The sequence below is a fragment of the Chryseobacterium gleum genome, assembly GCF_900636535.1.
Taxonomy (GTDB): Bacteria; Bacteroidota; Bacteroidia; order Flavobacteriales; family Weeksellaceae; genus Chryseobacterium; species Chryseobacterium gleum.
In genome coordinates this window covers 4,574,327-4,587,833 of the sequence record NZ_LR134289.1, presented here as the reverse complement: position 1 = coordinate 4,587,833, position 13,507 = coordinate 4,574,327, and the positions used below count along the sequence as shown (strand labels likewise).

Annotated in this window: 19 protein-coding genes and 1 tRNA gene; 5 read left to right on the top strand and 15 right to left on the bottom strand. The window is 35.5% G+C overall.

Going from position 1 to position 13,507, the window contains the following annotated elements:
• Positions 1–10: 10 nt before the first annotated feature.
• Positions 11–685, bottom strand: coding sequence for a TrmH family RNA methyltransferase (locus EL165_RS21130; protein WP_081457799.1), 675 nt, complete (start codon positions 683–685; stop codon positions 11–13).
• Between the two features lie 168 nt (positions 686–853).
• Between EL165_RS21130 and EL165_RS21125 the strand changes: the two genes are divergently transcribed.
• The 3 genes from EL165_RS21125 (at position 854) to EL165_RS21115 (ending at position 3,285) form a co-directional block, all read left to right on the top strand.
• On the top strand, positions 854–1,870 hold the full coding sequence (locus tag EL165_RS21125; RefSeq protein WP_002984458.1) for an asparaginase: 1,017 nt from the start codon (positions 854–856) through the stop codon (positions 1,868–1,870).
• A gap of 55 nt (positions 1,871–1,925) precedes the next feature.
• Positions 1,926–2,012, top strand: a tRNA-Ser gene (locus EL165_RS21120).
• 118 nt (positions 2,013–2,130) lie between these two features.
• The gene (locus EL165_RS21115; RefSeq protein ID WP_002984459.1) at positions 2,131–3,285 is read left to right on the top strand and encodes a tyrosine-type recombinase/integrase; all 1,155 of its coding nucleotides are present in this window, start codon (positions 2,131–2,133) and stop codon (positions 3,283–3,285) included.
• Between the two features lie 60 nt (positions 3,286–3,345).
• On the opposite strand, the gene EL165_RS21110 is transcribed toward EL165_RS21115, so the two are convergent.
• The 8 genes from EL165_RS21110 to EL165_RS26120 all read right to left on the bottom strand — a co-directional run bounded on the left by EL165_RS21110 (position 3,346) and on the right by EL165_RS26120 (position 6,490).
• Positions 3,346–3,858, bottom strand: a complete 513-nt coding sequence (locus EL165_RS21110) for an HNH endonuclease (protein ID WP_002984461.1) — start codon at positions 3,856–3,858, stop codon at positions 3,346–3,348.
• Positions 3,859–3,937: 79 nt separating this feature from the next.
• Positions 3,938–4,210: a hypothetical protein gene (locus tag EL165_RS21105; RefSeq protein ID WP_002984463.1), complete on the bottom strand. Its 273-nt coding sequence runs from the start codon at positions 4,208–4,210 to the stop codon at positions 3,938–3,940.
• Positions 4,211–4,292: 82 nt separating this feature from the next.
• Positions 4,293–4,511 carry a hypothetical protein gene (locus tag EL165_RS21100; RefSeq protein WP_002984466.1) on the bottom strand — a complete coding sequence of 73 codons (219 nt, stop codon included), beginning with the start codon at positions 4,509–4,511 and terminating at the stop codon, positions 4,293–4,295.
• An 81-nt stretch (positions 4,512–4,592) separates the two neighbouring features.
• Positions 4,593–4,886, bottom strand: coding sequence for a hypothetical protein (locus EL165_RS21095; RefSeq protein ID WP_002984468.1), 294 nt, complete (start codon positions 4,884–4,886; stop codon positions 4,593–4,595).
• A 33-nt stretch (positions 4,887–4,919) separates the two neighbouring features.
• Positions 4,920–5,057 carry a hypothetical protein gene (locus EL165_RS25960; RefSeq protein ID WP_002984471.1) on the bottom strand — a complete coding sequence of 46 codons (138 nt, stop codon included), beginning with the start codon at positions 5,055–5,057 and terminating at the stop codon, positions 4,920–4,922.
• 33 nt (positions 5,058–5,090) lie between these two features.
• Positions 5,091–5,372: a hypothetical protein gene (locus EL165_RS21090; protein WP_002984472.1), complete on the bottom strand. Its 282-nt coding sequence runs from the start codon at positions 5,370–5,372 to the stop codon at positions 5,091–5,093.
• A gap of 5 nt (positions 5,373–5,377) precedes the next feature.
• Positions 5,378–5,845 carry a hypothetical protein gene (locus tag EL165_RS21085; RefSeq protein WP_002984474.1) on the bottom strand — a complete coding sequence of 156 codons (468 nt, stop codon included), beginning with the start codon at positions 5,843–5,845 and terminating at the stop codon, positions 5,378–5,380.
• Positions 5,846–5,866: 21 nt separating this feature from the next.
• A complete protein-coding gene (locus tag EL165_RS26120; protein ID WP_198418440.1) occupies positions 5,867–6,490 on the bottom strand; it encodes a DNA cytosine methyltransferase in 624 nt (207 codons plus the stop codon).
• Between the two features lie 112 nt (positions 6,491–6,602).
• Between EL165_RS26120 and EL165_RS21075 the strand changes: the two genes are divergently transcribed.
• Both EL165_RS21075 and EL165_RS21070 read left to right on the top strand, forming a co-directional pair.
• Positions 6,603–6,875 carry a helix-turn-helix domain-containing protein gene (locus EL165_RS21075; RefSeq protein WP_002984479.1) on the top strand — a complete coding sequence of 91 codons (273 nt, stop codon included), beginning with the start codon at positions 6,603–6,605 and terminating at the stop codon, positions 6,873–6,875.
• Between the two features lie 164 nt (positions 6,876–7,039).
• On the top strand, positions 7,040–7,267 hold the full coding sequence (locus tag EL165_RS21070; RefSeq protein ID WP_002984481.1) for a hypothetical protein: 228 nt from the start codon (positions 7,040–7,042) through the stop codon (positions 7,265–7,267).
• An 86-nt stretch (positions 7,268–7,353) separates the two neighbouring features.
• Here the strand turns inward: EL165_RS21070 and EL165_RS21065 are convergent, their stop codons facing one another.
• Genes EL165_RS21065 through EL165_RS21040 form a run of 6 tightly spaced genes read right to left on the bottom strand, consistent with a single transcriptional unit; the run spans position 7,354 to position 13,505 of the window.
• Positions 7,354–7,980 (bottom strand): glycoside hydrolase family 19 protein, encoded by a 627-nt coding sequence (locus EL165_RS21065; protein WP_002984484.1) that lies wholly within the window; start codon positions 7,978–7,980, stop codon positions 7,354–7,356.
• Positions 7,981–7,986: 6 nt separating this feature from the next.
• Entirely contained in the window at positions 7,987–8,454 is a 468-nt protein-coding gene (locus tag EL165_RS21060; protein ID WP_126358689.1) for a hypothetical protein, read from the bottom strand.
• A complete protein-coding gene (locus tag EL165_RS21055) occupies positions 8,357–8,785 on the bottom strand; it encodes a hypothetical protein (RefSeq protein WP_002984489.1) in 429 nt (142 codons plus the stop codon). The genes EL165_RS21060 and EL165_RS21055 overlap by 98 nt, the downstream gene beginning before the upstream one ends.
• The gene (locus tag EL165_RS21050) at positions 8,772–9,143 is read right to left on the bottom strand and encodes a hypothetical protein (protein ID WP_002984491.1); all 372 of its coding nucleotides are present in this window, start codon (positions 9,141–9,143) and stop codon (positions 8,772–8,774) included. Before EL165_RS21050 ends, EL165_RS21055 begins: the two co-directional genes overlap by 14 nt.
• Positions 9,144–9,173: 30 nt before the next feature.
• Positions 9,174–11,882, bottom strand: a complete 2,709-nt coding sequence (locus tag EL165_RS21045) for a phage tail family protein (protein WP_002984493.1) — start codon at positions 11,880–11,882, stop codon at positions 9,174–9,176.
• Positions 11,883–13,505, bottom strand: a complete 1,623-nt coding sequence (locus tag EL165_RS21040; protein ID WP_002984495.1) for an SGNH/GDSL hydrolase family protein — start codon at positions 13,503–13,505, stop codon at positions 11,883–11,885. It abuts the gene before it with no gap.
• Positions 13,506–13,507 lie beyond the last annotated feature (2 nt).

The following is a 13,507-nucleotide window of genomic DNA, read 5'->3' as shown; positions in this document are numbered from 1 at the left end:
TTCAGATTGACTATTTCCAGTCAATATTATTTTCTCTCAGATATTTTTCAAAGATCTGCTGTCCGCTTCTGATTGAATTGACAGCCCATAGGATTTTCATTCTTAAAAGCTTTTCTTCATTCAATTTATAATCAATATCAGATTTTATCAGCTTCTGCTTCAATTCATACATACAGATTGAAGCTGCCACAGAAACATTGAAGCTCCTTGTAAAGCCATACATCGGAATAGCCAATGTCTCGTCAGCAAAATCTAAAATTTCCTGAGAAACACCCTCCATTTCAGTTCCAAAAACCAGAGCAATAGGTTCAGTTACTTCATATTCTGGCAGCATTTTAGCATTCTTTTCCAGTGAAACAGCCACTATTTTATATCTTCTGTCTTTAATATTCTGAAAAGATTCCATATTCCGGGGAAGCTTTTCTACTTCAACCCATGTGTCTGCTCCTTTTGTGACCCGAAGATTGGGTTCAAAACTGTATTCTTCCTGCAAAGCCACTACTTTATGGAAACCACAAGCCTCCACAGAACGTACGATTGCAGCTGCATTTCTGAACTGATAAACGTCTTCTACTACCGGAAGTACAAAATCTGAACTTTCCTTGGAAAAATGTTCGATTTTCGTCAGTCTTTCTTCCGTTAAAAACTGTTTTAAATATTCATAAGTTTGCGATAAATCATTCATCTGCATTTAGTTATTTTTTTCAATAGCCCTATGAAACCGCTACAATTTTCATTTTATTTTTATAAAATTTCAAGATAAGCGTTTCATTCATTTTCAAATCTTTGCAAATTAACGTAATTTTGACCTATGAACCCTAATCGGGCTCCAATTCTTAATTAAAATTAGTACATGAAGCGAAAAGTCCTGCTCATCTATACCGGTGGAACCATCGGAATGGAAAAAGATTACGAAACCGGAAGTCTCCGCGCCTTTGATTTTGGAAATATATTCGAAAAGATGCCTGAAATGAGGCTTATGGAATGTGAAGTTTTTGTTCATCCTTTTGCCAAACCGCTGGACTCTTCGGATATGGGACCTGAAGAATGGAGAGTGATCGCCAATTATATCCACAAAAACTATAATGACTATGACGGCTTTCTTATTCTTCACGGAACAGACACGATGTCCTACACCGCTTCAGCACTGAGCTTTATGTTGAAAGGATTAAGAAAACCTGTGATTATGACTGGTTCTCAGCTTCCGATTGGTGATCTGAGAACGGATGCCAAGGAAAATCTTCTGACCAGCCTTTACTATGCCAGCCTGTATGAAAACGATGAAGCGGTTATTCAGGAGGTAGCCATTTACTTTGAGTACAAATTATTAAGAGGAAACAGAACATTGAAATATTCTGCAGAGTATTTTGATGCCTATGCAAGCCCTAATTACCCGATTCTTGGGCAATCCGGAGTTCATTTGAATATTATTAAAGATAACCTGTTCCGTTGTGATCCGGAGGTGGAATTTCATGTGGATGAGTATATTTCTGAAGATATTTTATTCTGGAGAATTTTCCCGGGTATGCATTTGAGCCACTTCAAAGAAATCCCCAAAATGAAGGTTCTGATCCTTCAGGTTTTTGGTTCAGGAACGATTTTCAGCAGTGAGAAAACACAGGAAACCCTTCAGGAAATCAGAAACAACGGAACTGAAATTGTGGTGGTAAGTCAGTGTATTTCAGGAGGTATTTCATTCGGAAAGTATGAAAACAGTAATATTTTCTCAAGAATCGGAGCCATCAGCGGAAGAGATATGACTGCCGAAACTGCGATTACTAAAGCAATGCACCTTATTGACAATCCAAGCTACTCCGGAAGCTTCGCAGATAATTTCACCAAAAGCCTTTGTGGAGAAATTACGGATTAATTTGTAAGAATAATTTGGATATTAAAGAAAATACACTATTTTTGCAATCTCAAAAAGAAAGGTGTCCGAGTGGTTGAAGGAGCTACCCTGGAAAGGTAGTATACGGGTAACTGTATCGAGGGTTCGAATCCCTTCCTTTCTGCAATTTTCATAAAGTGTTATTTATCAGTGTTTTACAAGCTATAGATAACACTTTTAGTAAAAATAAGTAAATTTTTCTCATACTCCCTCAAGTGTTCACAAATCAAAATATTTGTGAAATGAAAAATTTAGAAGTCCGAATCTCTTCATCAACGGATATGAAGTACCGTTGGTATGTCTATGTTTACAATACAGAGACACAAAAAATCATCAAGAAAATTTCAAAAGGCCTTAATTCATCAAATGATTATAGCGAACGTATGTTTGCTGCTGAAATTCTAAAATCAACGCTTGAATTAAAATTAAAATCCGGAATCGAATTAAATCCGGCACTAAAAAAGAAAGCTGACGTAATCAAGATATGTGATGCTTTAGATTTCGCTCTGAAAAAAAAGAAACCTGATCTTTCAAAAGACTCTCACGGAAATTACAACTGTGCTGTTAACTTTTTCAAATATTCTGCGGTCAAATTAAAATTTACAAATGTTAATATTTCTGATGTAGAAAGGTATCACGTAAAGTCGATAATGGACGATATTCAGCAAGAAAGAAACTGGACCGGGAAAGAATATAATAAGAACCTGGGATATATTAAATCATTGTTTTCAGAGCTGGTTGAATGGGAATATATAAAATTCAATGTTGTGCGGGATATTCGGCCGAAAAAAGAGGAAAAAACAGAAGGATATATACTGGCTACTGATAAACAACATAAAATAATTTCCAAACACTTGTATAACATAGATTACAATTATTATGTTTTCTATAGCATTGAGTATTATTTGGGAATAAGACCAAAGGAAATACTATTGCTTAAATGTGGCGATATAAACATTGAACATAAAGTAATTAGAATTGCATCTGAAGACTCAAAGGATAATTCTTACAGATATGTACCTATTTTTGAGCCTGTACTATCTATGCTTAAAAAAATGGACCTTCGCAATAAAGACTACTATCTCATTGGAAGACCGAAGCCTTACGGATGTAGATTTTTCAAACACGAATACTTTTGTCCTAATCCATACCCAATAAAGAGAGATACAGCTACAAGAAAGTGGAAGGAATACATAATAGACGGATTGGGAATTAATGTAAAATGCTATTCTTTCAAACATAAAGGCGCTAACGACAAATTAAAAGCGGGTATGGACCTTAAAACAATATCGGAAATATTCGGGCATTCAGATGAAAAGATAACAGAACTTTACGCCAACCATATTAATTCAATTCGTTTCGAGGAAGCAAGTAAAATAAAGTTAGAAAAATATTAAAATTATTAAGGCGTGTCTAAAACGATACGCCTTTTTCTTTTAGTTCCAAAATTTCAATTATTATTGCTTTTCAAATAATAGCCCGTTGATGGGCTTATTATTCTTGATGCTACGCGATACAGACCCATACGACAGATTTAAAATACGTTCAGCTTCAGCAAAAGAACCATATACACACCCATTATTTTTGCATATTACTTTCAAACTCCTATTATGATTAGCACCTGATTTGCCTTTATAATGTAATGGTTTATATTTCTTCAAACCAGTATCATACATGTGCTTAATGTTTTCAGATCTTGTAGACCATTCAAGATTTTCTACCCTATTATCTGTTTTAATCCCATTTATATGATTGACTTGCGGTTTATTAAATGGGTTTTCTAAAAAAGTTAATGCAACCAATCTATGTATAGACCTATTAAATGACTGCCCATTCTTACGTAAAACAAGAAACTTGTATCCGCTAGTCATAAATCCGGGTTTTAAAATCTTTCCAGTAAGTTTACTCTTAACATTTCCATCTTGATCAATCAAGTACGAGTCGAAACCCGGTATTGCTTTATAATTCATACCTAAATTTACGAATACAAATGAATAATAACAAGCTAAAAATCATTATTTTAAACCTAAAATACAAATATTATGCAAATTATTTATCGCCGTACTTTGAAACGAATTCAACTGCTTTATCACAAATTAAATGGGTAAAATATGACTTCTCTCCCGTTTTCGGATCTTCAAAAACTTCACTCTCCCATTTAATCCACATATCAATCACGTCCCATTTTCTGAATTTATGCTCGTGCGGATTAAAGGAGCATTTAACTTCAAAATGCTGTTTTTTCTTGTCACCTTCAAACTCAACTACCATTGTATTTTTAGAAGGCTGGGTTTCTTCCCTGACAGTTCCTCGTAATTTCATGCAACAAAATTGATACAAATTGAATCAATATCAAAGTATAAAATGATACAAATTGTAACAAATTTAAATTTTTAAGGAATCATCATACTTTCACTTTACTTAAATAATACCCAACAATGCGCATTCGCCAAAGTCTATACTTTTTAACTGTTACAGTTGCTTCCAGCCAATCTCCTTTTTTTAATCCGGAAACAATGTAGTTATCGCTTTTCCTGTACATTAGGTCTAACTTAGTACCATCATCGAGTTCAATTCTAGTATAACGTTTCTTTACCTTTAAAATAGTTCCTTCAATTTCCATGGTTAATTTTAAAACTAAGTTACGAAAACAAAAATCCCCGGATCTCTCCGAGGATAAAACTAATAACCATGAAAACTCAAATTAATGAGTTGTATTGTACTTTTTAAGCAAATCTTTTGCTAATTTAACATTACTGTACGATAAATCGAATTGATCAAATTCATAAATATACTGTTGTATTACCTCTTTAAATTCAGGTATTGATTCGTTACTATTTTTCATTTCCAAATACGTCTTTGTATCAATTATTGTATTTCCGCCTTTATCTAATTGTATTTTTTTAACTATGCGGATAATTTCATCCATATCCTGTTGAAGCAAAGTAACATTATGTTCATTACTCATATAATTGAATAATTCTTGATATTCTTCCATATTCTTATATTTTGTGGAGACTACTCCGTGGGGTTAACTATACTTTTTTATTACTTTTTTAGCATCTGCAACCGTTAATGGCATCTCCTCACCAGTTGCTTTACCAATTAATTCTAACGATTCAACAACCTTTATTAAAATTCTTAATAGTTCTTTTTTTTCATTTTCCATATTCTTACACTTAGAGGAGATTACTCCGTGGGGTTAAATTCTTGATTCTCTGAAATCCTTGTATGTGAAAAAACCTTGATTAATAATAATATCTTCAATTATTGTCGGAGGCACATTAGATCCATCCGCATCAGTTAAAACCATACCATCGCCTGCTTGAATAAAACATGCTAAACTATTTACAAAATCATCTTCAAGATAATCCTCTCGAGTTCTTTTATACCCCTTCAATATTTGGCAAACTATCTTACTGCAGTATGTGTCGCATTTTTCTTGCGCTGACTCAGCTTTTTTGATCAAATCAATTATTTTCATTATTTTTATTTTATTCCTATAGCCTCTAAAGCGGAAGGGGTTAATGTTAATGCGTAACTTACTAAATCTTCAACCTTTTTCACATATCCATAACCAATCCCGTTTTCGTGGAAAATAGCCAAAGTACCTGTTTCTGTATTTATTTCCAATCCAAGTTCGTGATGTTGAACCCAGCCATATCTATCTTCATGAGTCCAGCCTTCAAACAAAACCTTCTTATTGATTTCGTTATATCGCTTTAGATCGTTCTCGAAATTAAATTTAATGAGTATGTCTTTTAAAATATCATACTCTTCTATCTTAGGTTCATTAAGAACGTTTCCAACAAAATCAACAGGAACAAACATTCCCAACGCCAATGGCTGTTTTAGAAAGTGAGCATAGCTCTCTATCACTTCTATTTTATCTGTGTTTCTGCTATAGTGTTCTTCTCTTTGTTGTAAAACAAAATCTGTCATATTTAGTAAATTCATGATGCAATATTTTCTGTTTAATTATTTATTATTTAAAAAGAAATGTTCAGCAAAACCACGACTACACATTGATCTGATGTCAGCATCACATTTTATTTTGTCTTTTGCCCATTGAAATTCAGGAATAAGTTCTACAGCTGATTTATGAAAATAAACTAGCCCAGGTTTTTTCCTGCCTGGCCGTACGTAAAGATTTTCATTCTTTGGTACATCTTCCCATTCTTTAAACAATGGAGCCGGCATATTAAATTCACCCCAAAGTGCTGTTTTCTTTGTCCAGGGACTGCCATATTGCCACGGTTGATAGGTTGCTTTTGGCGGGCCTATTATTTCTTTTAATCTTCCATTAAAAGGATTTTCAAGAACCCAGAATACCGGCTTTGCCTTTTCTATTATTCTTAAGCAATGATTAACCAGGATCATACCTTTTTCAAGATCATTAACTTTATCAAATCCTCCGGCTGTTGAGAATTCAGTGCAAACTGGATTTGCTATAATACCATAAACATTAGCTGGAGGCTCATAGTTTTCAACCCCTATTTCTTTGCCCACCATTACGACTTCATATTCATCTGACATTCGATAAAACAAACTGTCGCTTCCAATATCTGCACAAAGGTGTATTATCAATTTTGGGTTGTTCATGACCATTTTGTTTATGTTTCTGTAGCAAATATATACCATTTAGTAAAGATATGCAAATTAAATATCAACTATTTAGTGTATATTTGTAAATATTTTGTAAACTAACTGGTATATGTTATATTTGGGAATGAAATTTAGGATCAAAGCTGTTGCTGCGAAAAAAGGAATGACATTAGAAGAATTGTGTCAAAAAATGGACATGACATATCCTAACTACAATAAACAAATGAAGGGAAATCCTAAGGTGGGTTTAATTCAGAAAATAGCTGATGCGTTAGACTGCTCGGTTATTGAACTTATTGAACCTGAACAAGGCTTTACGCATCTTTATGACACAGACAATCAATACCATGGTGTCGGTTTAAAACCAAACAACACCAAATAAAAAACCTCCCGTAGGAGGCTGAAAAAAACTTGACTTGTTCTTGTCTCTTAAAAAAAACTCCGTAAATATACGGACATGCTGTAGTAATAACTCTACGGGAAACCGTAAGGCTTGAGTTTGAATTGTTTGTATATTGGTCGCTTAACAATTAAAAACAATAAATCATGCCTAAAAACGTACAAGGACAAGTAGTCTGTATCAATGAAGGAAAAACCATTAATGGAACACAGAATCATCCCATATTAAAGGTGGAGGGAAATACAGTAATGCCAAGAGGGTATGTTGACCAAAACGGAATGATAGCAGTTAACCATGATCAAGTGCAAGCTTTTGAAGTTTATATTTGTGATAACTGCAAATACACTGAATTGTATAAACTTCCACAAAATTAAAACAATCCCCACCTAAAAGTGGGGAATTTTTATTGCAGAAAACGCAAAACGATTTCCGATTTCCTTCTTTCGAACGAAAGATGAACTTATTTAAAAACGGTCTTGTAGTACTTCAGCTTATTGTTCCGGCCTTCTAGGCCTTTCGGAGTTCCTTTCCTTTTAAGGCTTCCCATATTGATGATTTTTGAAACTGAATAAATATCATCCTGATCAGCAAAATTATTCAAGCCTCTAGTATTCCAATACCAAATTGCTGCGATAATGGAATCTGATTCATTTAAAAGCAGATCCGGATTTGCAACATAATCAACTTGGAATCCTCTACTTTTTGCCCAGTCTGTCAATTGCTGATAATTTGATCTTCCGGTGATCTGATAAATGCCTCTGCCTCTGAACTTCCACCCGTCACCAGGTTGCGTATTTCCAAGGTTCTTCTTACCCCATTCACCTCCGTAAACTATATTCGCAATTGCTGTTTGGTTAGCAACCTGAATTGATGTTCTCCCGTAACGCCTGGCATCTTGTAAAGAAATTCTATCACTTCCGAAAACACCCTGCAGACTATCTGCGGCATAGTTCAAATTTTCAGTCTTTGCTTTTAAGCCACTCTCATGGTCTGCCTGTGCAAAAAAATGCGCTTTTCTCAACGGAGTATTAATTCCGTTTTTACTCAAAAGCGTTTTGTATTTATTTGATAGTTCTAATGCTGTCATTGTTTCCTAATTATTATTCATCAAAATAAGTCCAGCAACCCCAAGCACAGCGACTGAAACACCGCCAATTTTGACGCCATTCCAAAACCTTTTCCGCTGTTTAATATCCGCCTCTTTCTTTACCACCTCCATCTGTGTCTGTAAATAAGAAATATCAATATTTAACTGCTTTTCTCGTTCTTCCGCTGCAATTTTATCTTGCTTTGAAATTTCCAGGACGGTTCCCATAGCTTCATCTTTTGCGGTCAATAAATTTTTACTGACAGTTAATGCTTTGTCTTGTTCATTGATAAGCTGGTTTGCACTGGAAAGTGCCGATTCGGTTTTCTGAAGTCTTGTCTTTAGGTATTCGTTTTGTTTGAGCCCCTTATATACTTCAGGGATTTGTCCCTCCGCTATACTCCTTGTATTTGTATTTTGAGATAAAATCAAATTGCTCATTAATAGAAGCAGAATTAATGTGATCGCTTTCATTTTGTATATTTTTAAGGTCCGTGAAATTTTTATCATACATCGTTTTCATGTTAAGAATATTATTGTTCATATTCTTAAAATTGTCGTTCAGAATACCTATCCCAATATTCTGTTTTTCTAAGACGCTTCTAAAAGAGTCGCTTTTACTATTGGCGGCCTGTTCTCGTAATTCTGATTGGTATCGTGCATTCTTTTGCTCTTCCTGAATCTTCCTTAATTCAGTAAGTTCTTTTTCGTTACTTTCTTTGAATATGTTACCTACTACAAAGGCAAAAACCGAGATCAACAATACTATCAGAAAAGCGTATAATTTGTCTTTATTGATTTTCATTTTCCGTGGTTTTATCGTTAGATTCATCATCTTTATCATCTATTTTAATTCCGGCCCGCTTTGCTGCAGTGTCGAATATTTTTAAATATCTCTTGTCCATCCAGTCCGTCAAGTATTGACCTGCAAACGCTACCATTGGTAGTGAAGGATTTCTCCATTCGCTCCAATTGAAAGCCTTTAAAAGCTCGGAGGCTACGTAGGTAAGGCATAGATTGATCAGTAAAACCGCCATCACGTATGCTACGCTTATTTTCTGCTTGTTTTTGATGTAAACAAACGAAATGTAAGCCCCCGATCCTATCAGTACCGACATGATTAATGCGATTATCTCGCTGATATTGTAGTTTAGATTTTCCATTCATTTTTACACGTTATTTTATGTTTTATTTTAACCAACGGCGGTTAATATTCCGTTTATAAATACCATTTGTTTGTTATTGCCAAGTCCATCTTTAAAAACCACTCCTGTAGTGATGCCTGTATTTCCAAGCACCCTAATATCCCCATTTGCAATATCAAGTGCTACATTTCCTCCGGTTCCATTTCTTACATCAACCGAAATTCCAGTGTGGAAAACCCCATCAGATTTTGCATTAACAATTGACAAAATCGCAGAGCCTGAACTATCAGCTACCAACTGTGCGTATTTTTTATCATTACCTGAGCCGGAAAAGTCACCTACTGCAATCCAGCCATCAATTGATTCCAGTCCTTTTGACGAAATGGAGAAATATGTTGTTCCTGAAGTGTCTCCAAACTTTCCAGCTTGTGCATAGACTGTTCCGGTAAATGTTCCTGATGTAGCAGTAATATTCCCTGTAATATCTGCATCTGAAGCAATTAACTGCCCATTATGCAGCACTTTGAATACAGCATCATTTTTATGGGCATAATCTGCACCGGCTCCGAATCTTATACTTTCTGGACCTGCATCTGTTACAGAAGATATAAAAGCGTTTCTTTCAGTATTATTTCCGACTTCTATAACCTGGGACATCAAAAGGCCATTGTCAATTGAGGTGAAACCGTCTGAACCATCCGTAAACTTTATTTTACCTTTTATTTCCTGTGTGTCTAGGTTAATTGTCATTTGTCCATCAAGCGAGGAAATAATTCCGGTTCTGATCAATCCCCCGTTGATGGTTGTTGTTCCTACGGTAATAGAAAGAACACGGACATTTTCAACTACCGAGTGAAGAATCCCTATTAAGAAATAGTAATCATTCGCGTCTGCATCAAATTTGATCTGTTCCTGCGTGAATACTATCGAGCCGGTTTGATCGGTTTTGGAACATTTTCCGTAAACATATCTGAACTGATCGTCAGTAATTGTTTCTACATTCTCCGGAATATTCCATTCTTTGTCAAAAGTTTGAGAATAGATGATACCGGGATTGACTTTTATTTTATTTTTATTGTTTTCAAACATTACATAGAAGACAACACTGCAGCTGATTTGCTGTGACCTCGCTCCTACCGAAATCATATTAGTTTCAATACTATTCGGTCGAATGTTTTCAGGATTAAAATAATCATCGGTGTCAAAAACAAGATTCTTAAGCTCTTCGGTAGTTTTTAAACCGAGCTTTGAATAGTTTATCTGGCCTAAATTGGTAATCGATAAAACATTTTTAATCTCCTTAATTTGAAGTTCAACCTTAGAACTGTATGCGATTTCATATGAGTCTGCAATTACAATTTTTAGTCTAAAAGGATTGTAATCATAGGACTCAATAAAGCTATTCGTAATCTGGTTCACTCTTAAAACTTTGTCAATTCCCAAAACAGGATCATAAACCCGAATGTAATCTCCAATATCAAACTTGCCTACTCCAATTTTTTCCATATAAGCCGGATCGACATTGAGGTCGTAGGAAACTTTAGCATTCTTGTTTAGATCAAATTGTTCCAGACCTTTCTGAAGAAGTTCATTTTCGGCGTTGTCTATATATGTTTTTGGCATTACAATATCCAATAGCACGTATTCATCACCGACGGCAAATTGAAAAGCAGTTGACGTTTCATCGGGGAAACTTTGCCCCTGGTCATTTTTGAAAGGAATTATTTCAAAACTTTTTGTAGAGTGATTGTAACCTCCTTTTTTAATTTCGAATTCATATCCTGCTAGATTACCGGTATTAAAATGCACTTTAGCAGAAGTTCCTGCAATTAAATATTTTGTTGTTACCCCGTCGGCTTCTTTCTCATTAAGGTCAAAGTCCATACTGGAATCCGAGAACTTGAATTTAGTATCTCCTAATGAAGTGATCTTTCCGGTTCTGTGAGGGTAAATTTCATCAAATGTTATAGATCCCTCTTTTAATCCAAAACCAGCAATTGAACTCTGATCTTCTAAATAATCTGCCACTGGCAATTTTAAACGCTTACTGAAATTTCTGTACTCATTTGGTATATTGTTCGTTCCGCCAAAAACATAAAGCCGGTTTACAATATCGTTATCGTCAACATTATTCCGAGAAAGTGAATAAAGCCCTTTGCCTTTTCCATATTCAAACTTGATCGGAACTTTCTTCCCGTAATCTCCGGTATGAATAACATATTTACCGTTTTCATACTTAATCCAGAAATCAGTTTTAAATTCATTGCAAATCTTCTGCATTGCTGATAGGCAAGTATCATCCCCGAAAGTGATTGTTTTAGTTTCACCGTTAGTAAAATTCCCCAGCTCCCAATTAGCAGCAAAACGCTTCATGTTGTTTTTAATTGCAAGCAAGAAAACCTCAATAGTTCCGATCAAAGGAAATTCCAGATCCGGACCGAAACCGGTTGCGTCAGCATTAAAATATTTGCAACGCTGCATATCAAACATTAATCCCTGAGCAGTAATATTGTATTCGTACGACGTATTGCTATTTTTAACCAATGCCGGCAATGTATTGATACGATACACAGAATCAAAAATCACGAAATAATCGTTAATCAGAATATCCAGCTTTTCCCGGGAATTCAGCTTGATCGAAACTGAATCATCTGAAAGCATTACCCGGTTAAGTGTTGCAGACTCAACAGAACGTTTCCCTCGCTCAATTAAATTGAACAAGGGTGATCCGTTTCTGTATAATATTATGTTATTCATTTATATGAATCTTTTTATCACTGGAACTGCTTGCGAAGCCATACCTTGATAACCTTCGTTAATAGGGTGCAACCCGTCTGAAGTATATTGCATTATATTCCGCATGTTGATAATACCCTCTTTGAAATAATCTATCACTGGGATACTTTCATATGCTGCTACTTCACGAATAGCATTTACAAAATCAGAAAGTGTTTTACCTACTGGGTTGGTTGACCAAGATGTATATCCTCCATTATCTCTTTGCAATGGTGTCATGAATATTATTTTCGCCTTCGGATTCAACTCATAACAACGGAGAACATAAGCTTTCAAGGCTTGATAAAAGTTTAATGAAACAACAGCTCCAACACTCCCATATGACGTTAGGTTTTTGTAGTCATTAAGCGTTCCAACATCACCATTTCTCATATTCAACTTAAAGTCGTTCGTCCCAGCTAGTAGCGTGAATATATCATGAGAAACAGCATTGTTTATAAACTGTTCGATGATGCTTGTTCCGTCGGGCGTTAGGAATGTAGAAAGAGGCCTTCCAGGATACCCGTATGTCGTGTACGTTGAGAACGTAATTTTATCCTGTATGTAAAGCTGATACCCCTTAAGCGATCCTCCTACTCCATTAGCTGTAATACTGTCTCCAACCGAAGCTATTTTTAAATTTGTAAAGATCTTCGTCAGATCGCCATTGTTGATAGACGAAACGTTCCCTAATGCATCCTTTATGATGGAAGCGGCGGTATATGTAACTGTCTTCTTTTGGATATTCATATTGACAGCATTCACGTTATAGAAGTTTGCAGCTATTTGAACGACATCCGAAGGAATCGTAAACTCCATGAAGTTTGTTGCATTCACAACGTCAACTAAAATAACAACAGTTCCGTTTGCCCTGAATCCATAGACTCCCCTAATATTTAATGAAGAGTATGACTTCCCACGGTATCTCCAAATCTCACCGCCTGTTACTGACATCTTTGGCGTGCATCTAAAGTCTACATGTGATGTAAATACTCCTGATGCATTATAATACCCTACAAGAGCTGTAGATGAACTGTACTTTTCATCATAGGTTGTCTCAACAATATAACTTCCTACAATTGGCTGCCAAATAGTTGAATTTATTGAAGGTATATCCGTTGCTGTTGCTTGCTGTCCAGACTTAACGGCCCACATGCTATTGTTATAAACCGTTTGGGTGCCAGCAACTGCAGGAAATTGTAAGGCTTCAAACGCTGTAATATTCTGTGAGGCCTGAGGCATTTCCTCTTCTGATTTAGTCCAAACAGTTCCTTTTTTGTAGAACATCGTTGAAAATCCCTTTATGGCTTTAAGGTTTCCAGCATTGGGATAATTTGTTCCAGGGTCAGCTGAAGAAATTGCTGGTTTGTAGCTTCCGTCTTCTGTCGGAGTCGGGTCAGTTGGCGATATAACTCCCTTGAAATCCGAATCGACCTTCTGTTTTATCTCAGCTAATTTTTTGTCAAAAGCTTCATCTTGATCTTTCTGCCCTTGTGTAAATTGCTCCTTTGAAATAGCATTACCTACTAAACTGTTTTTATCAATAGTAGCAACGTTTTCAGGAGGTATAAAATCTGTAACCACTACATTAACCTGTTCATCCATAG